This is a genomic window from Sporosarcina sp. SAFN-015 (assembly GCF_059415085.1).
Map to the genome: position 1 here is coordinate 1 of NZ_JBPFDR010000012.1, position 17,952 is coordinate 17,952.

21 protein-coding genes and 1 riboswitch are annotated in these 17,952 nt (G+C 42.7%); of the genes, 18 read left to right on the forward strand and 3 right to left on the reverse strand.

Going from position 1 to position 17,952, the window contains the following annotated elements; genetic code table 11:
- Positions 1–480, reverse strand: a 480-nt coding sequence (locus ACR65H_RS16905; RefSeq protein ID WP_440502030.1) for a hypothetical protein, incomplete at its 3' end; no start/stop codon positions are given.
- On the opposite strand from ACR65H_RS16905, the gene ACR65H_RS16910 reads away from it, so the two are divergent.
- Positions 410–1,267 carry a DMT family transporter gene (locus ACR65H_RS16910; RefSeq protein ID WP_440502022.1) on the forward strand — a complete coding sequence of 286 codons (858 nt, stop codon included), beginning with the start codon at positions 410–412 and terminating at the stop codon, positions 1,265–1,267. The genes ACR65H_RS16905 and ACR65H_RS16910 overlap by 71 nt on opposite strands.
- 176 nt (positions 1,268–1,443) lie before the next feature.
- A complete protein-coding gene (locus ACR65H_RS16915) occupies positions 1,444–1,917 on the forward strand; it encodes a DinB family protein (protein WP_440501905.1) in 474 nt (157 codons plus the stop codon).
- Positions 1,918–1,974: 57 nt separating this feature from the next.
- On the opposite strand, the gene ACR65H_RS16920 is transcribed toward ACR65H_RS16915, so the two are convergent.
- Complete coding sequence (locus ACR65H_RS16920) at positions 1,975–2,601, reverse strand: HAD family hydrolase (protein WP_440502024.1); 627 nt, start codon at positions 2,599–2,601, stop codon at positions 1,975–1,977.
- A gap of 138 nt (positions 2,602–2,739) precedes the next feature.
- Here ACR65H_RS16920 and ACR65H_RS16925 point away from each other — a divergent pair, with 138 nt between their 5' ends.
- From ACR65H_RS16925 to ACR65H_RS16935, 3 genes are all read left to right on the forward strand, one after another.
- Positions 2,740–3,402, forward strand: coding sequence for a ribonuclease H family protein (locus ACR65H_RS16925; protein WP_440501907.1), 663 nt, complete (start codon positions 2,740–2,742; stop codon positions 3,400–3,402).
- Positions 3,403–3,696: 294 nt separating this feature from the next.
- Positions 3,697–4,752 (forward strand): LLM class flavin-dependent oxidoreductase, encoded by a 1,056-nt coding sequence (locus tag ACR65H_RS16930; RefSeq protein WP_440501909.1) that lies wholly within the window; start codon positions 3,697–3,699, stop codon positions 4,750–4,752.
- A 31-nt stretch (positions 4,753–4,783) separates the two neighbouring features.
- Complete coding sequence (locus ACR65H_RS16935) at positions 4,784–5,629, forward strand: MBL fold metallo-hydrolase (RefSeq protein WP_440501911.1); 846 nt, start codon at positions 4,784–4,786, stop codon at positions 5,627–5,629.
- Positions 5,630–5,632: 3 nt separating this feature from the next.
- Here the strand turns inward: ACR65H_RS16935 and ACR65H_RS16940 are convergent, their stop codons facing one another.
- Positions 5,633–5,968 carry a DUF3889 domain-containing protein gene (locus ACR65H_RS16940; RefSeq protein WP_440501912.1) on the reverse strand — a complete coding sequence of 112 codons (336 nt, stop codon included), beginning with the start codon at positions 5,966–5,968 and terminating at the stop codon, positions 5,633–5,635.
- 133 nt (positions 5,969–6,101) lie between these two features.
- Between ACR65H_RS16940 and ACR65H_RS16945 the strand changes: the two genes are divergently transcribed.
- The 13 genes from ACR65H_RS16945 to ACR65H_RS17005 all read left to right on the forward strand — a co-directional run bounded on the left by ACR65H_RS16945 (position 6,102) and on the right by ACR65H_RS17005 (position 17,950).
- Entirely contained in the window at positions 6,102–6,668 is a 567-nt protein-coding gene (locus tag ACR65H_RS16945) for an ATP-binding protein (protein WP_440501914.1), read from the forward strand.
- Between the two features lie 72 nt (positions 6,669–6,740).
- The gene (locus ACR65H_RS16950; protein WP_440501916.1) at positions 6,741–7,670 is read left to right on the forward strand and encodes a polysaccharide deacetylase family protein; all 930 of its coding nucleotides are present in this window, start codon (positions 6,741–6,743) and stop codon (positions 7,668–7,670) included.
- A gap of 99 nt (positions 7,671–7,769) precedes the next feature.
- On the forward strand, positions 7,770–8,261 hold the full coding sequence (locus ACR65H_RS16955; protein ID WP_440501918.1) for a hypothetical protein: 492 nt from the start codon (positions 7,770–7,772) through the stop codon (positions 8,259–8,261).
- Positions 8,262–8,442: 181 nt separating this feature from the next.
- Positions 8,443–9,441: a YecA family protein gene (locus tag ACR65H_RS16960; RefSeq protein WP_440501919.1), complete on the forward strand. Its 999-nt coding sequence runs from the start codon at positions 8,443–8,445 to the stop codon at positions 9,439–9,441.
- Between the two features lie 125 nt (positions 9,442–9,566).
- On the forward strand, positions 9,567–10,049 hold the full coding sequence (locus ACR65H_RS16965; protein WP_440501921.1) for an NUDIX hydrolase: 483 nt from the start codon (positions 9,567–9,569) through the stop codon (positions 10,047–10,049).
- Positions 10,050–10,150: 101 nt separating this feature from the next.
- A riboswitch (TPP riboswitch) is annotated at positions 10,151–10,257 on the forward strand.
- Between the two features lie 78 nt (positions 10,258–10,335).
- Complete coding sequence (locus tag ACR65H_RS16970) at positions 10,336–10,917, forward strand: YkoF family thiamine/hydroxymethylpyrimidine-binding protein (protein WP_440501923.1); 582 nt, start codon at positions 10,336–10,338, stop codon at positions 10,915–10,917.
- Position 10,918: 1 nt separating this feature from the next.
- Complete coding sequence (locus tag ACR65H_RS16975; RefSeq protein WP_440501925.1) at positions 10,919–11,500, forward strand: ECF transporter S component; 582 nt, start codon at positions 10,919–10,921, stop codon at positions 11,498–11,500.
- Entirely contained in the window at positions 11,493–12,860 is a 1,368-nt protein-coding gene (locus tag ACR65H_RS16980; protein WP_440501927.1) for an ABC transporter ATP-binding protein, read from the forward strand. Before ACR65H_RS16975 ends, ACR65H_RS16980 begins: the two co-directional genes overlap by 8 nt.
- The gene (locus ACR65H_RS16985) at positions 12,841–13,596 is read left to right on the forward strand and encodes an energy-coupling factor transporter transmembrane component T family protein (protein ID WP_440501929.1); all 756 of its coding nucleotides are present in this window, start codon (positions 12,841–12,843) and stop codon (positions 13,594–13,596) included. Before ACR65H_RS16980 ends, ACR65H_RS16985 begins: the two co-directional genes overlap by 20 nt.
- Positions 13,597–13,704: 108 nt before the next feature.
- Positions 13,705–14,778 carry a metallophosphoesterase gene (locus ACR65H_RS16990; RefSeq protein WP_440501930.1) on the forward strand — a complete coding sequence of 358 codons (1,074 nt, stop codon included), beginning with the start codon at positions 13,705–13,707 and terminating at the stop codon, positions 14,776–14,778.
- A gap of 126 nt (positions 14,779–14,904) precedes the next feature.
- A complete protein-coding gene (locus tag ACR65H_RS16995; RefSeq protein WP_440501932.1) occupies positions 14,905–15,510 on the forward strand; it encodes a VanZ family protein in 606 nt (201 codons plus the stop codon).
- A 208-nt stretch (positions 15,511–15,718) separates the two neighbouring features.
- Entirely contained in the window at positions 15,719–16,798 is a 1,080-nt protein-coding gene (rsgA, locus tag ACR65H_RS17000; protein ID WP_440502026.1) for a ribosome small subunit-dependent GTPase A, read from the forward strand.
- A 153-nt stretch (positions 16,799–16,951) separates the two neighbouring features.
- Positions 16,952–17,950, forward strand: a complete 999-nt coding sequence (locus tag ACR65H_RS17005; protein ID WP_440501934.1) for a dipeptidase — start codon at positions 16,952–16,954, stop codon at positions 17,948–17,950.
- Positions 17,951–17,952: the final 2 nt, after the last annotated feature.

Sequence of the window (17,952 nt, forward strand, 5' to 3'; positions counted from 1 at the left end):
TTTGAATTTATTTACAGCAAGTCGACTGGTAAAAAATGAAAGTAATAACTTTTTACGGTATCCGTGCAACGCTAATGGGCAGTGTCTGTGTAAGAAACATTTATGACAATTCAATAATCCGCATAAAAAAAGTAAGAAAACCTTTTGATTATTGAATCGAATCGTTTTCTTATTTTTTTTATTCAATTGTAGTGCATAGTCAAAATAGATTGCTGCATATGCACTTGAAATAGATCTGAAGTAAAGGGAGTATAAAATCCACTTTGAAAGACAAATTAAAGAGTGGGTTGATTTATAGATTTCTTGAGAAGAGGTAAAGTCGATGACTAAAAAGAGTGCTAAAGAAGTCAGAATGGGGATAGGCTTAGGGGCGACTTCCGCTATTGCATGGGGTGTCGATACAGTAATCATTGGCATAATTATAGCGAGCACGCCATTTAAAGAAGCTATAACTCTTGCTCCAATTATAGCAGCATTCATGCATGACTTTTTCTCCTCGATTTGGATTTCGTTATTTATGATAATTAAGGGTGAATTTATAAATGTCTTAAAGGTTTTTCCAACGAAGAGCGGCGCTATTTTAGCTTTAGGCGCACTGTCGGGAGGACCTCTAGCGATGAGTTTTTACTTTCTTGGGATTCAAAATGCCGGGGTGACATACGCGGCAAGTATTGCGTCTATATTTCCTGGCATAGGGGCCGTGCTCGCATATTTCTTTTTGAAAGAAAAAATGAACAAAAAGACTTGGTCGGGCGTAGTGTTGAGTATTATCGGGGTGATTGTACTGGCATATGTACCGACAAGGTTTGATGCTGAAAGCAATTTCTTCATAGGGATTTTGTTCTCTTTAGGTGCCGCCATCTTTTGGGGCCTTGAAGGTGTCATTGGTGCATGGGGAATGAGAGGCAAAGAGGTCATCCCTCTATACGCAATTAATATTAGACAAATTACTTCAGCTCTCAGTTATGGAATTATACTCGTCCCGTTGCTGCATGGCTATCCTTTAGTATTTGAGGCGGCGACGTCCAGCGTTGTATGGGTCATCGTTATCGCAGGTCTATTAGGAACTGCTAATTATTCTTTATATTATTCGGCGATCGACAAAATCGGAGCTGCAAGGGGACAATCATTAAACAATACGTATGTATTTTGGGCAATCGCAACTGAAATCGTGTTTATCGGTACCCCGGTTAATTTACAATTTATCGTAGGAGCTATCATCGTAATTTTAGGATCCATTCTCGTATCAGGCAGCGTCAAAAGGTAAAGGCATAGGCATTGACTCCATGCCTTTTTTGGTGCCTGTGCTTGGAACTATTAATTGGTTCTATAGGGAAAATCCTATTTGCACGTATAGTCTGGATAGTTTGCGGCTCGTGGACCGGTTTTGCTATCATTACAGTTGTATAGGCACTAATAATAATTCCTAGAGGTGAATCAATTATGTACCGTAAAGTTGAGGATTTCATAGAAGAATGGGTGAATGCATCTGAAGGAACTGCCAATGTGATTAAAGCAATTACAGATGAGAAGCTCAATCAATCCATCGAAGCAGGTCATAGCACGCTTGGCTGGTTAGCATGGCATTTAGTAGGAGCTGCAGGTGCATTTGGCCACTTTGCAGGATTTAACGTACAAGGACCTGGTCCGAATGATCCGCAGCCAACTAGCGCAAAAGAAATTTCTGATGCGTATGAGGCAATTGCAAAAGCTATTAAGGAACAAGCAATGAAGCTTTCCGACGAAGATTTGCTTGGTGATGTAACGAGTTTTACAGGGCAAACACAACGTGGAAAGCTATTGCGTGGATTGATTGATCACCAAACGCACCATCGAGGTCAAATGACGGTTCTTCTACGTCAAGCAGGCTTGTCGGTGCCACCAGTTATGGGGCCGACAAAGGAAATGAGCATGTAAGAAACAATCGAAACCGATTCTCTATAAATTATAGTGAATCGGTTTTTATAGTAACTGTCATCTTGACAATACGGTCTTCAATTCAAGCAATTCATTAATGACAACATCAGCATGAACAAGTTCATCGACTTGGGCAAAATCAAAATTACAGCCAATTGCTAGGAAACCATTGTCTTTCGCAGCGTTTATATCGGATAGCCGATCGCCTACAACCACGCCTTTTTGGATGTTATAATTCTCTTTTATTGTTTTGACTAAATCACTCTTATTTAACGAGTCGATTTGTTGGATACTAAACGTCTCAGTAACCCAGTGATCTAAATGATAGTAGTCAACAATTGCTTGTAAGTATGCTGTTAACCCATTGCTCGCTATGTAAATCGAATAATCATTCGAAGTAAGATACTCGAAAGTTTCTTTTACATTTGGATATAATGCTCCTTTTCCCAATTTGATGTTTTCAATCAATCTCTCCAAAAAGTAGGCGTCTGTTTGTTCTCTCACTTCCATAGAATGCTCTGGCAATAATGTCTCCCATACTTTTGGCAAAGGTGCCCCCATAATTTCACGGTATGCTGCAATAGGTGTTTCGCCAGTCCAGTACTTCATTGAGCGCAATTTTTCAAAAGCATCGTCAAGAGCAAGCTCTAAAATGTTATCCGTCTGAAATAACGTTCCGTCCATATCAAAAATTATTGATTCCACATTGTTCTACCCTTTCATACCATCATTAACATTCATTATACAGTCAAGTTAGGCGTGAGAGGATGAGTAAGGGGAAATAGATGAATACTAAGCGTGCATAACATTGGAGGGGTAACGATGATCGTCACAATTGAATGGACGTACAGAACACCGAAAGGATTAGAAACCGTCTTTCGTTCCGAGGAAATGAATGCGGCAGATGCTGTCCTCGTTGCGGATGATTTGGATAGGACCGGACGTGCGAAAAACGTGAAGTTCCTTGATAGATTCGACAGCTATTGGACCATTAAGGAAATGAAGGGCTACTTGAAAGGGATTGAAACAGAACCGCATAATATAACCGTTTATTTTGATGGGGGATTCGATTTGGCGACAAAGGCGGCAGGTTTTGGCTGTGTCATTTATTATGATCAGAATGGAAAGTCATATCGCCTAAGAAGAAACGCATCAGTGGAAGAACTCATCTCAAATAATGAAGCTGAATATGCTGCTCTTTATTTTAGCTTGCAAGAATTGGAGCTATTGAATGTCCACGATTTATCAGTCCGTTTTGTTGGGGATTCGCGTGTTGTCATTAATCATCTGAGTGAGGAATGGCCGGTTATTGAAGAGAGTTTGTTCAGTTGGGCGGATCGAATCGAAGCGAAAATGAAACAGCTTGGAATTCGTCCTGAATATGAGCTGGTGTCGCGAAAAGCGAATGCCGAAGCGGATCGGCTTGCTGGCCAGGCATTGAATGGCGTTGAAATTACAGCGACGATTGAAAAAGTACCGGAATAAAAAAAGTCCCCGATAGGGAACGAAGGCTTTTCACATTCATCTATGCCCAATGATCAATTACATTTTTTGCAATCTTTGCATTTAGAATTATCAGCACCACATTTTTTACATTTCGCCACTTCATCACTCCTTTGTAAGCATATAATCAAATTTATTCTATTTCATTTGAAGTTATGCATTGAAATCACTTGCATCAGTAAATAAAGAGCTGGATTCTTCTTAACAGCCGTAACATCATAGTTAGTATACAATGGATTCGAAGCAATTGAGATTGTTCAAATGGGAGGAAATACAATGGAGATTGGTTTAACAACTTTCGTGGAAACGACGCCCGATGTGGAAACTGGTCAAGTCGTCAGCCATGCACAAAGAATAAGAGAAGTCGTAGAAGAAATCGTATTAGCAGATAAAGTCGGGTTGGACGTTTTTGGCGTAGGAGAACACCATCGTAAAGATTATGCGTGTTCATCGCCTACTGTTTTGCTCGCTGCAGCAGCCGCTCGGACAAGCCGAATTAAACTGACGAGCGCAGTTTCCGTTTTATCTTCAGATGATCCGGTGCGCCTTTATCAGCAGTTCGCAACGGTAGATGCCATTTCAAACGGTCGCGCGGAGATTATGGCAGGACGGGGATCATTCATTGAATCATTTCCTTTATTCGGTTACGACTTACAAGACTATAATGAGTTATTCGATGAAAAGCTTGAGCTCTTAATGAAAATTAATGAGTCTGAGAAGGTTACATGGAATGGAAAACACCGACCGTCGATTCCTAATTTAGGTGTTTATCCAAGACCTGAGCAGGATAAATTGCCGATTTGGATTGCAAGTGGCGGTACTCCCCAATCAGCGGTGCGCGCCGGTGTTCTTGGGCTGCCACTCGTTCTTGCGATCATTGGAGGCAGTCCGTTGCAATTTGCACCGATTGTCGACCTATATAAGCGGGCGGCAAAGCAAGCGGGGCATGACGTTTCAAAGCTGAAGATTGCTTCGCATTCCCATGGGTTTGTAGGGGAAACGACTGATGAGGCGAAAGATAAATTCTTTCCGTCAACTGCACAGGCGATGAATGTGTTAGGGAAGGAACGCGGATGGGGACCATATACGCGGGAGACGTTTGAGGCAGCGAGCAGCTTGGAAGGTGCATTGTATGTCGGCGATGCTGAAACAGTTGCGAAAAAGATCATCTTTCTCCGTAAAAACGTCGGAGTTGAACGGTTCATGCTCCACGTACCTGTCGGCTCCATGCCGCATGAAGAAGTTATGAGGGCGATTGAATTATTGGGAACAGAAGTGGCACCACTCGTTAGAGCAGAGATTGATCGATGGGAGAAGGAAACGCAGCAATAAGTGATATATCGAAGTAGTAAGGAGAAGGAAAATGCAAAAGTTAACGAAAGTATCAGAGCGCATCTATTATTTGCCGCCTGTCCAAGAAACGGACCGACCGATATTAGGCGCGGTTGTGGGAGACGAAAAGACGATTCTCATTGATGCGGGAAACTCATCAAACAACGCCAAGTTGTTCCTTCAGCAGCTCAAGGGAATTGGGGTGGAAGCCGATCTTCTCGTCCTTTCCCATTGGCACTGGGACCATGTCTTTGGCATGCGTGACATTTCCGTTCCAAGCATTTCATATATAAAAACATACGAAAAAATAAAGGAAATGCAGTCGTTATCTTGGGAAGACAAAGATTTAGATGAGCGTGTTCGGGCAGGAACGGAAATTCCGTTTTGTGCAGATACGATGAAGAAAGAATTTGGCGATGAGCGGGATATTCAAGTCCAACTTCCTACGATTGTTTTCGAAGATCGAATGAATGTTCATTTAGGTGGAGTGACTTGCGAAATTGAACACGTTGGCGGGGACCACTCAAGCGATTCGTGCGTCATTTACATTCCTGAGGAAAAGGCATTATTCGTAGGAGATTGCCTCTATGCGAACATGTACGCCGAAAAATGGAATTATACCGTTAAAAATACATTGAAGTTAATTGAGCAACTGGAAAAATATGATGCGGATATTTATTTCCTCTCCCATCATCCAGCTCCTTTAACAAAAGAGGCATTCCAATCATTTTTACAACTTTTGAAAAACTGCGCATTGCTTACAAAAAAGCACGCAGGTAATCGAGGCGCAATCCGTCAAGAAATGGTGGAGAATCTGCAACGCGACCTGAACGAAGAAGAATTAGAAACAATCACCTTCTTCGTCAACGGCCACTAATTTTTATTTATTTGTCTCTTTGAAATCAATTTTTTTGAGTTGGCCGGTCTTTGTTATGAAGGTTATGGTGACAAAGACACCAAATTCATGTTGGTCGTCTTTTAGCCATAGCTTGAACTTTTCGATTGTTGTATTGCCTTGAGTTTCGCTCCCAATATGCAAGTAATCAATGACATTTGCATTGGGATATTTTTGCTTCGACTCTTTTACAGCAAGCAACCCCCATTTGGCATATGCAGGGACTTCTACTTCTTGTTGGACTAGAATGATGCCAGGTGCAAATGTCGCGGATGTATTTACCGACATCAAAAAAACAAGTGCTATAAGAAAATACTTCATTTGATTTCAACTCCTTTGCCAGTCTCAGTTGTTATAGGATGAGTCATTTATTCAGTTTCATTCTGAAGATGCAGGAATGAGATAGAGTTTTTAGTAAACTGATTCGTAGATTGTATGAATAGGAGCTGCACTTATGAAAAGGTTAGTCATTATTACAGTCGGCAAGACCCATAGCGGCAAGACCACTTTTGCACGGAATTTAGAGCGAACGCTAGTCAACTCCATTGTGATGGATCAAGATAACCACGGAGCATTCATCAACACATATTACAATAACTTGCAGCCGAAAACAGGGCCGAATACGCTTAAGCACTCCATCTCACAGCTCATTGTTAATTATGCAAAAGAGCATAGTGACTGCCATCTAATTATTTGCAATTCAAATCGAAGTCGCCAAGGCCGAGCATATTTACTAAAGGAATTGTTTCCGGGAAATGAGTTTATCCGTATTCTCGTGCACTTTGATTTGCCGGATCATGTCCTTCATTCACGCGTTACGAACAGTGAACGCGCCACGAATATATTTAGGAGTGCCTCTAATTTTGTGCAAGTGCTTGACCGGCAAAATGCAGATTCACTAAAGGCGGATGTTGTAGATCCTGTAGAAGGTGAAGCGGATCATTTATTTGTAATAAAAGACAGCAGCGAAGTGGACAACGTTATCAATAGAATTGTATTAATAGAGAAAGATTTACACTAGAAGTTGACCCGTATAGTTCTTTAAAGAACGGGAATCTTAAAGCCAATATACTCAATTGGAGGATTGGCGGACATGAAAAATCTAGTGCTTATTGGCACACTTATTCTAGCAATCGAAGGTATTATTATTCCCGCTAATGCTATGGTCATTGATTCCAACAAGAAAAACACAGTACAGAACGAAGCACTTTTTGAGGAAATAAAATCTTACAGTAAGCAGCATGAAATCAAACCAATTGATGCAAAAGTGGACAGGGTGTGGAAGGCGATGCCTGGGTATAATGGATTGCGGGTCGATGTTCAAGCGAGTTATGAAAAAATGAAAACAGCAGGGAAATTTGACGAGACGAAGCTCGTTTACGAAGAAGTGCCACCGTCTGTGCATTTAGACGACTTGGAACCCCAGCCGATCTTTAGAGGGAATCCGGAAAAGCCGATGGTCTCTTTAAATATTAATGTTGCTTGGGGAAATGAATTTATTCCTCCTATCCTTAAAACTCTCAATGATCACCAAGTGAAGGCAACATTTTTCTTCGACGGCAGTTGGACGAAAAAGAATCAGGAACTGGCACAGATGATCTACAATGAAGGTCATGAAATCGGCAACCATGCATACAGTCATCCTGATCTTCAAAAACGCTCCAGAATCGACACGATGGAAGAAATCTCAAAAACGAATACAGTAATCGAGGAAACAATCGGCTTCAAGCCGAAATGGTTCGCCCCGCCAAGCGGAAGCTTCAATCAGCAAACTGTCGACGTCGCGTACGAACTAAATATGAAAACTGTGTTATGGACGGTCGATACAGTTGATTGGAAAAAACCTGCACCATCCGAAATGGTTAGGCGTGTCGTGTCGCAAGTTGAAAACGGCACGATGATCCTCATGCATCCTACCGAGCCAATCGCACTAGGATTGGGAAAAATGATTGCCGATATCAAAGCGAAAGGTTATCAGCTCGGGACGGTCAGTGAATTGATGAGTGAGAAACGGGTTGATTGAATAATCCTATAGAAACGGAAATGTTTACTTTAAGCCATCACTTTGGAATGAACTTGCATACTATGTATCGAACGTTCTAATCATGATGGAGGTATGCAATTGACGAACTTTTTATCATTTACTGGCAGAGTGATGTGGATTGATGACTTCCCAACTGCAACAAACGATCCGCAATTAGGCTGCTATAAGTTATTTTCGCTGTCTGACAGGGACGGTTCGATTGTAAATTTTGTTATTGAACCTGCCACTTATTTTGTAGACTATGTTAAGGTGAAAGTCGGAGATATTGTGACGGGGTTTTATGATGCAGATGCGCCGGTGCCATTAATTTACCCTCCTCAATATCGGGCAGCTGTGATGGCAAGGGATCAACCAAATACTTTTGTGACAGTGAGTTTCTTCAACAACCAATTAATAAGCAGCGACGGCAGTTTAAAATTGAATGTATCGAGGCAAACAGAAATTGTACTGGAAAACGGGCAAGACTTTAATGGCAATCCTGCAAACCGCGATCTAATCGTCATCTACAGTACTTCAACAAGAAGCATTCCAGCCCAAACGACACCACATAAAATTATCGTGCTTTGTTAAAGCCACCCATGATGAAAGAGCCAAACGCTAGGCGATTGGTTCTTTTTATTATGTTAAAATTAAGCTCCAACAGCCTAAAGGGTCAATAACTACATCAAAACAAGAAATTGGAACCGTTTCGAAAACGCCATATAAATGGTAAAATAGAAGAGTTGTAAATTTTTTAAGGGAAGTGTTATAAATGATTGGTCGTAATGATCCTTGTCCTTGTGGCAGTGGAAAGAAATATAAAAAATGTTGTCAGTCGAAAGAGACTGTTTCCGTAGAGACAGTTCAAATGGAAGAATTGGAAGGGGTACTGCAAACATTTTATGATGTGTATCCTGAGCGGAAAGATATCCCGGAGTACTTGGAATTAGCGAATGAATGGAAGCGTTCATTAGATACATATTTGCCCGAAGAAGAGATGGTTGAAGCGATTGTGTTGGATGAATTCTTTTTCCATCACCGTCCGGACATTTGGACTGGATACTTGGACAAACAAAAGAAAAAACAGTTGCGTCCTTCCGTATTGCGGGTAATGGACACTTGGCGGCAACCGCAAGCAATTATTGGTGAAGTGATTGATGTTGAAGGAAATTACATTTCAGTGAAATCGATCTTTGCTGACGAAGTCATCAGGTTGCGCCGGGAAAGTGAGAAGCCGGTGCCAGTGGGCGTCCACTTATTCTGCTTCATGTTGCCTGACGGTACAGGAGTGGAAGGACAATATTTGGCCGTGTCGAGCTTAATCTTCTTCCCGACAGATCACGCGGATGTATTCAAAGAATTTACGAAGAAATTTGCGGAAAGTGAGGAACAAGATATCAGCAATTTCTTACAAGAAAATGCGATGGATTTTTGGAAGTTGCTTGGTCAAAACGGATATCAAGGCGGCGAGTTCACGGAGTTCGAAGCCGGCGTATTGCTCGATGCAATGGATTTTCTCGAAAAACATGACCGCATGTCTAGAAAGTTATTGGACGTCGTCGAAGACTTTTTAGTGGAACAACAACCGAATGCTCGTAAGGAAACAGCGATTGCAGCTGGGGCGATCCGATTCGGGCAAGAGAAGTCGTTTTTCGAGCCGCTATCTATGACGTTGAAAGAAATCGCTGAGTGGTTCGATGTTTCCCCTTCTTCCATGAACAAATATTACAAGGAATTGGATGCTTATTATAGCTCCAAAGTTATGAATTAAGAAAAATACGGTCCACCTATTGCCTTCAATAGCAATAGGTGGACTTTTTAGAATCTTTCATTATTACTGGAAGATTGGTAGTATTAAGTGGTGAGATGATTTAGTAGAGCAAAGGGGATGGGAAAATGGCAATGCCAACGCATATTGTCGCTTGCGGTGCGCTCGTCGAAGATGATGGTGGAAATTTACTAATCGTAAAAACGCATCACGGGGGATGGGTATTTCCAGGCGGACAAGTCGAAGTGGGTGAAAACTTAATGGATGGCGTCATTCGGGAAGTGAAAGAGGAGAGTGGCATCGATGTAGAAGTGTCCCACTTGATCGGCGTGTATACGAATTCGGCTATTTATAAATGGTATGACGGAGTGACTGACGTTCCGACGAAAGTGATGTTCGACTTCGCTTGCAAGCCGGTCGGCGGGGAGTTATGCACGTCAGAGGAAACATCCGATTGCAAGTGGGTTCCTAAGGATGAAGTACTGGATTATATTACACAACCGGCGATACGGGCACGCATTGAGGAGTATTTCAAATTTGACGGAAACGTGGAGTACCAAGAATATGTTACACATCCGGAGTTTAAACTGAAATTGAGCAGGAAAGTGTAGCACCGTTGAATGGACAAAAAGTACGAGTTTGCTAGTTTTCATTTACAATAAAAAATTCTTCGTCTATACTGATGGCAACATAACTAATAACTACATACCGTTTTCTGCACTAGGGGTGCCCAATTTTGGCTGAGATGCGAGCAATAGCTCCGATCCCTTATGACCCGATCAGGATAATACCTGCGTGGGGAAGTGTAGTGGCTTTCCGATGGTTTCATATTGGAGAAGTGCTACATCTTCCGGGATGTAGTTTTTTTTATGAAAAATTTTCGGGAGGTCGAAGGAAATGGAATGTGGTTTAAGTCCAATCGTCGGATTTCGTTTTTCGTTATATCCGATGGCAGATGATTTTGTAAGTGTAATTAAAGGAGCACTGGAAAAGACCGACACGTCGAATGTGTGGATGCATACGGATGATGTATCGACCGTCATCCGAGGAAAGCAAGTCCATGTATTTAACGTTGCTAAAGCGATAGCATTGCACGCTGCGAAAACAGGCAAGCATATTGCGTTATCCGGTACTTTTTCGGCGGGATGCCCAGGTGATACTGCTGGCGATGCGTATTTGGACAAGGCCGATGAAGTGGCCAATACGGATGGGACAAAGCAATATGTGTCCTCACAATTTGCGCTGTATCCAATGAATAATCCGGCGTATATGGAAATCATTTATCGCGAAGTGGACAGGGCGAAAGAGCAAGGCGTCTTTAATGAATCGATGCATTATGCGAGCGGCATCCATGGGGATATTCATGATGTATTTGCATTTTACGAAGAGGCTTTCAGCAATGCGCGCTCTGAAGAACATAAGCATCTCGTTATGACCGTCTCGATGAGCATAAATAGTCCGTCGCACGGAGGACTGTAACATGTTGAAATCATGGAAGCTGAAAGAGGTCGTCCTCATGTCTTTGTTTTCGGTCGTGTTCGGGATTATTTATTTGCTGTTTTTGCATGTCGGGAATATTTGGGCGGGGTTCATTGGGCCGATCGCCTATGAATGGATTTTCGGTATTTGGTTCATCGTGTCGATCATTTGTATGTATATTATTCGGAAACCTGGGGCGGCTGTCATTTCGGAAACGATTGCAGCTGCCATCGAGGTACTGTTAGGGAATGCAGTTGGTCCACGATTGATTCTTGCAGGTATCATTCAAGGGCTAGGTGCCGAGGCGGCATTTGCTGCAACGCGCTATCGTCGGTTTGATGTATGGGTCTTAATGTTGGCAGGTGTCGGTGCATCAGTGTTCAGTTTCACATATGGTTATTTCTTAGGTGGATTTACTGTGTTCAGCACAGGCTATGTCCTACTCATGCTTGGCATCCGGATTCTCAGCGGAGCAATGATTGCGGGAATTGGCGGCAAAGCGGTCGTCGACGGATTGCTTGCAACAGGCTCGCTCCGCGGATATGCCATTACACGTGCGAAAAAAGGTGAGGCCCGTGCATGAAGTAATCCAGTTTGATAACGTAAGTTTTCGCTATCCCGATGACGATGATTGGATATTTGAAGATCTATCATTCTCCGTTGGAAGCGGAGAAAAGGTTGTCATTACAGGGCCAAGCGGAAGCGGCAAAACGACGATGCTCTATCTTTGCAACCGGCTGTATCCCGAAAACTGTGATGGAATCGTAAAAGGCACTGTTACGTTATTTGATAAAGAAAGCAAGTCTTATTCTCCTGGTGAAGTGAATCACCGGATTGCGACTGTTTTTCAAGATCCTGATGCACAGTTTTGCATGCTGACTGTCGAAGAAGAGCTTGCGTTCACGCTTGAAAACTTAAAAGTAGATCGCGCAGAGATGGATAGGCGGATACAGGACGTTTTGGAGCTGACAGGATTGACCAATTTCCGTCATTCCGTTATTCAACAGTTATCCGGCGGGGAAAAGCAGCGGATTGCGACGGCATGCGCATTAATTATGGAGCCGGAAATTCTTCTGCTCGATGAACCGATTTCCCATTTGGATCCGTATACCGCAAAACAGTTCATCATTTGGCTTGATGAGCTTCAGCGGAAACGGTCTTTGACGGTGTTGGCGATCGAGCATCGACTTGATTTATGGGGCGATTTTTTCGATCGAGAAATTCAGTTGGAACAAACGGCTAGTGCGATTCCAATGATGAAAAGGGCAAGCAGCAAACAGGAGTCACAAGCATTGAAGGCAAATAGAGTTAGTACTGATTTTTTAAAAGAAGTTTCTTTCACATTAAACAAAGGTGAAGTGACAGTCCTCGCAGGTCCGAATGGAAGTGGAAAATCGACGTTATTGAAAGCATTATGCGGATTGATTCCTGCGAATGGAACTGTGCACCCTTCCCATGTCGGATATGTGCCTCAATCACCGGAATTTTTATTCGTGACGAAAACAGTACGGGAAGAAATCGCTTTCGGAGGAGGTACTACTGCAGATGAATTGCTTGAACGGTTGCAATTGACGAAGGTTGCGGATGCCCATCCGTTTGCTGTGAGTCATGGACAAAAAAGAAGAGTGGCGATTGCCGCTATGCTATGCGATGGCAGAGAAATTATTATGATGGATGAACCGACATCAGGCCAGGATGCCGCTTCCATGGTGGAACTGTTCCGGTTGATCGACGAGCGTGCAAAGGAAGGGACGACCTTTTTGATCGTCACCCATGATATGGAGTTTGCTTTTCATGTGGCGGATTCGATTTTAATAATGAAGGATGGGGCATTGACAGGGAAGTTTAATGCCGATGAAGTATGGCGGGATGTTAAGTTGCTCGCTTCGCATCGTCTGCTTCAGCCGAAAGGGTGGGTCGATCGTGAACTCTGCTTTGCATAATATGAACCCTGCCGCAAAGTTCATCGTCGTTACGATTTGTATGTTGACGATGGCGTTCTTTTTCAATCCGTGGACCCCGCTGTTCATGTGGGTCGGCGTGCTAATCGTCCAGCTGCTGTTCAGCCGAATCGATTGGAAACTGTGGATTCTGTTCATGATTCCGTTCTTTATTATGGCATTCGGTTACTTTTGGACGACGCTCGTGTTTGCCGAAGACAAGTCGGGACCCGTTGTACTATCGATTTGGTCAATTAACATCACGGAAGTCCAGTTAAATCATGCATTGTCTTTAAGTTTTCGTGTGCTCGCATTTTCCGGATTGTCATTGCTATTCGCGTTGACGACAAATCCCGTTTCATTCATTTTAAGCTTAATGCAGCAAATGAAGCTGTCACCGAAAATCGCGTACAGCATATTGGTCGGGTATCAGTTCCTGCCTGTCCTGAAGGATGAATTTGTGCAAATCCAACAAGCTCATCGTCTAAGGGGCGCCATGCAAGAGAAAAATGTGGTTCATCGGCTATTGCATTTGAGGAAAATTCTCCTTCCGATGCTTGCAGGGGCGGTCCGGAAAGCAGAACGGGCGGCATTTGCAATGGAAGCGAGGGGGTTCACGGGAGAAAAAAGGAAAGACTTTTATAAGATTGTTCGTGTCAGCAAGTTGGATGGTTATTTGGTTAGTCTCTTCATGTTACTGCTCGTAGTAAGTTGTACAAGTACTTTGTATATAAAATAATGTGCGAGGGTCCCACTTGGAGTGGGGCCCTTTTGCCGTTCATTTCCATATGGTATAGTTTTTCTTATAGAAATTCTGAAAATCGTTCAGAAAAGGGGAAATCGCATTATGATTGATGTAAGGGAATTGAAGTTGGAAAAAGGGAGAAGAGTCATCATTACATCGGATGTTCATGCAAATCTTTCACTGTTCCAGGAATTGCTTGCGAAAGTAAATTATACGACGGACGATTACTTATTCATTAACGGAGACCTTTGTGAAAAAGGGCAGGACAGCTTGTCGACAGTTGGATTTGCAAGGAAGCTTATCGCTGAATCGGACCGGGTTTTCATTACAAAAGGGAATTGCGATGTCGTCCATGACTACGTATTCAATCACGTCGAAGGCATCAAAAACTATATGCAGCAGCGCAAGAACTCTATTTTGAATGAGATGATGTTTTCTCACGGGAAGACACTTGATGATTTTGAAACGCTTCAGCAACTTGGAGAATTTTATCGAACTCATTTCGGTGAGCTGCTTGACTGGTTGGATGAACTGCCGATTGCTTATGAAACAGACGATTTCATCATCATCCATGCAGGAGTAGAAGACATTCCTGATTGGAAGGAGACGAGCCGTGAATTTGCTCTGTATACGCCAGCATTTTATGAGAAAGAGCATCAGGCGGATAAGCCGGTTATCGTCGGTCATTGGCCAGTCGTTAATTACCGAGCGAATGCAGTTAGCTCGAACTGTCCTCTTATTGATTTAGAGAAAAAGGTAATCGCAATCGATGGCGGCAATCAAATTAAAAAAGACGGTCAGTTAAATGCGCTTATTATTGAAGGAGAAAACATTACTTATACATACGTGGATGGTTTGGAAGAAAAAACAATTACACGAAATCATATTGATGAACTGGGGCGGGTTGGAACGGTCACCTATCCGAACTATGAATTGCGCGTACTTCAAGAAGATGATCATTTTACATTATGCGAAAATGTGAATCTTAGTATTAAGCAGTGGATAAAAAATGAATTTATTCATGAAGGTAATTGCAAAAACGACTTGAGCACGACTTTTTTATCTGTTGAAAAAGGACAAAGCGTTTCCATCGTCGATGATCGCCATGAAGGATATACATTAGTGAAGTCATGCGTTGGCGAAGTTGGGTGGATTCCAAACGATTGCCTAGTATAATACGTATGCTTCGAAGGCTGATGCCTATCGAAGCTTTTTCTTGTGGACAAAGGTCATGATTGGGAACAACTCAAGATTGAAAACGTCAAGCTCTTTAAGAACAATTCGGAGTCAAAAGGAGAAGCTATGTGGTTAATTAGTATGTATGTCATTGAGATGCTAGGATATATGATCGTCGCGTTACCAATTTATGCAATCGTGCGAATGATCATCGTCAAAAGAAGAAAGCGGCCCGTTAACAAATTGCATGAGGTGCTGCTCGCCTTATTCATCCTCTACTTGGTGGGACTAGCCTCCCAGACGATTATTCCGAAGTGGACTATGGGAATTGATGTAAGTACGGGGAAGTTCTTTTTTGATGTTTACATTTTTGATCGTCTATCAAGCGTCAATATGATGCCGTTCCGAACAATCATGAGTTACTTTCAAGCTAATGAATATGTGAGCGGTTGGAGCAGCGTATCGCTTGTGAATCTTCTTGGAAATATGTTCGTTTTTTCCCCGATTGGATTTTTCATTCCTTTGTTGTGGCGAAGGATGGATTCATTTAAAGCAATCTTTTTCATCGGTTTTGGCGTCACTTGCTTCATCGAAGGCACCCAATATTTCATCGGTCGCAGTACGGATATTGATGATATCATCCTGAACACAATCGGCGTATTAATTGGATACTGGGTCTATCTCACTTGGAAAGTCTTAACTAAGCGTGAAAAAATTGTTGACCGCAAATAATCATTTTGTTATGATAAAAACAACTTTCAGAAAGCAGGTGATGTTTTATGGCGAAAATCGATATGGCTATTGCAAAATTGATCGGCACCATAATTTCACCTGCCATGCCTTCGTAATAGGCATGTTTCTTCTGTTATGCGCGTGAAAGCATGGTGTCCGATCCGGAACCATGCTTTTTTATTTGCCCATAATAGGAGGAAGTAATTTGATTAACTTAAACGAATACGGTTGGAATCAATTCCATCAAGAAAATATGTACACGATAGTAGAAGAACTTAAAGCGGATAATTACGTTCCAGGACGTGTCACACTTGAACATAAAAGGATGTACCGTGTCATGACAGCTGAAGGGGAATGGCTGTCCGTATGCTCGGGCGCATTCCAGCATGCAGCCTATGAAAGAAGGGATTACCCTGCTGTCGGCGATTGGGTAGTCGTTGAAAAAATGCCCGGCGAAGAGCGTGGAATTATCCACTCTATCCTTCCAAGGACGTCACTTTTTTCTAGGAAATCGGCGGGGACAACAAATTCCGAGCAAATCATTGCGGTGAATGTCGACATCGTTTTCCTCGTCATGTCCATGAATCATGATTTCAACGCAAGACGATTGGAACGCTATCTTGTTGCGGCCTATGATTCCGGGGCGACGCCTGTCGTTGTCCTAACGAAAATGGATGTTAGCGATGATCCGGATCATTATTTGGAATTGGCGAGAGCAATCGCACTTGGCACAGATGTTTTTCCGGTGAGCAATACGACCGGGGAAGGAATCGAACGGATTACGGATTTATTGAGAAATGGCAAGACGGCGGCGTTGCTCGGTTCTTCCGGCGTCGGGAAATCTTCGCTCGTCAACTCAATTTGCGGCGAAGGGAAGATGGCGGTGCAAGGCATCCGTGAAGATGACGCGAAAGGAAGACATACGACAACCCATCGGGAGCTCATCAAAATTCCGACAGGAGGAGTGCTCATCGATACGCCGGGAATGCGGGAATTTCAGTTGTGGAATGAAAGTGAGAGCCTCGATTCCGGATTCAAAGATATCGAAGAACTAGCAACGGCTTGCAAATTCGGTGATTGCCGACATGAAAGCGAACCGGGATGTGCAATCCAAGACGCGCTCGAAACAGGTGAGCTGGCGAAGGAGCGGTACGGAAATTACGTCAAACTCCAAAAAGAGCTCGCTTTCCTAGACCGGAAAATGGACCGCCAGGCACAAGCCGCTGAACGGGATAAATGGAAGAAGATAACGAAAGGCATGCGAAAGCATCCTTCGAAGAAAAAATAAAAGTCATAGATGCGGAAGCAGGGATAGCGTAATTCCTGCTTTCGCTTTTTTACATTAACTGCCTACAATATTTCGCTTTCCGAAATCACACTCTTGTTTTAATATAGTAAATAAAATATACTATATTAAAAGTCAGTTAAAGGAGGTGTGAGAATGAAAGTATTCGATTTGCATTCGGATCTATTTACCGACATAGCATATCGGCGGAAAATTGGAGAAACGAATGTTTTTGACCGGATCCACTATCCGAGATTAAAAAAAGGCTACATTGATTCCGTCATATGTGTTTTTTGGGTGGAACCGGCATTCCGGAATAATCCTCTGGCAAGGTTTGAGGAACTCTATCGATATGTGATGGAAGACTTGCATGAATCATTGCATGTGAATTTATGTGTATCAACAAAAGACATGGTAGATTCGAACGAAACGAAAAAGATCAATGTTTTCCTTGGGCTAGAAGGAATGACCTTTATGGAGCAATGGGGCAAGGGTGATCTATCCGAGAATATTGAGAGCGCTTTCCCAGAACTGCATGAGAAAGATTTCAGGCATGCGATTTACGCATGGAATGAAACGAATTTCCTCGCTAGCGGTACAGGTTCTTATAATGAAGGAATACATAAAGGGTTAACAATGCATGGAAAGGAAGTCACTCGACTGGCGAATACACAGAATTGGATAGTGGATGCTTCCCATACAGACGATAAAACCTTTTGGGATCTCTACCATGCAAGCGATCAGCCAATCATTGCGTCACACAGCAATGTCCGGGCACTTTGCCCGCAAAATCGGAACCTCACAGATGAACAAATTAAAGCGATTGCAAACAGGGGAGGCATTATCGGACTGAATGCATACTTTGAATTCATCGACGAAAAAAATCCGACTGTCGACCATTTCATAGACCATGCTGTATATATTGCAGAGCTGGTCGGACCGGAATACGTCGCTTTTGGCTTTGATTTTGTAGATTTCTTGGATGCTCATGAAGTAGGGGCGTCATTTGAAGGAACTACAGTCGGGCTTGAAACTGTCGAACAAGTACCAGAGCTTTTAATGAAAATGGAGAAAAGGGGCTTTTCTGCGAAAGAGTTGGCGGGCATCAGTTTTGAAAATGCCTTCAATTTTTTAAGCAGGCAATTAAAGGGATGAAA

What these genes read in the sequence shown, in the direction of transcription:
- ACR65H_RS16915 (WP_440501905.1), top strand. Translation starts at nt 1,444, where the DNA reads ATGTACCGTAAAGTTGAGGATTTCATAGAAGAATGGGTGAATGCATCT.
- ACR65H_RS16920 (WP_440502024.1), bottom strand. Translation starts at nt 2,601, where the DNA reads ATGGACGGAACGTTATTTCAGACGGATAACATTTTAGAGCTTGCTCTT.
- ACR65H_RS16925 (WP_440501907.1), top strand. Translation starts at nt 2,740, where the DNA reads ATGATCGTCACAATTGAATGGACGTACAGAACACCGAAAGGATTAGAA.
- ACR65H_RS16930 (WP_440501909.1), top strand. Translation starts at nt 3,697, where the DNA reads ATGGAGATTGGTTTAACAACTTTCGTGGAAACGACGCCCGATGTGGAA.
- ACR65H_RS16935 (WP_440501911.1), top strand. Translation starts at nt 4,784, where the DNA reads ATGCAAAAGTTAACGAAAGTATCAGAGCGCATCTATTATTTGCCGCCT.
- ACR65H_RS16940 (WP_440501912.1), bottom strand. Translation starts at nt 5,968, where the DNA reads ATGAAGTATTTTCTTATAGCACTTGTTTTTTTGATGTCGGTAAATACA.
- ACR65H_RS16945 (WP_440501914.1), top strand. Translation starts at nt 6,102, where the DNA reads ATGAAAAGGTTAGTCATTATTACAGTCGGCAAGACCCATAGCGGCAAG.
- ACR65H_RS16950 (WP_440501916.1), top strand. Translation starts at nt 6,741, where the DNA reads ATGAAAAATCTAGTGCTTATTGGCACACTTATTCTAGCAATCGAAGGT.
- ACR65H_RS16960 (WP_440501919.1), top strand. Translation starts at nt 8,443, where the DNA reads ATGATTGGTCGTAATGATCCTTGTCCTTGTGGCAGTGGAAAGAAATAT.
- ACR65H_RS16965 (WP_440501921.1), top strand. Translation starts at nt 9,567, where the DNA reads ATGGCAATGCCAACGCATATTGTCGCTTGCGGTGCGCTCGTCGAAGAT.
- ACR65H_RS16970 (WP_440501923.1), top strand. Translation starts at nt 10,336, where the DNA reads ATGGAATGTGGTTTAAGTCCAATCGTCGGATTTCGTTTTTCGTTATAT.
- ACR65H_RS16975 (WP_440501925.1), top strand. Translation starts at nt 10,919, where the DNA reads ATGTTGAAATCATGGAAGCTGAAAGAGGTCGTCCTCATGTCTTTGTTT.
- ACR65H_RS16990 (WP_440501930.1), top strand. Translation starts at nt 13,705, where the DNA reads ATGATTGATGTAAGGGAATTGAAGTTGGAAAAAGGGAGAAGAGTCATC.
- ACR65H_RS16995 (WP_440501932.1), top strand. Translation starts at nt 14,905, where the DNA reads ATGTGGTTAATTAGTATGTATGTCATTGAGATGCTAGGATATATGATC.
- ACR65H_RS17005 (WP_440501934.1), top strand. Translation starts at nt 16,952, where the DNA reads ATGAAAGTATTCGATTTGCATTCGGATCTATTTACCGACATAGCATAT.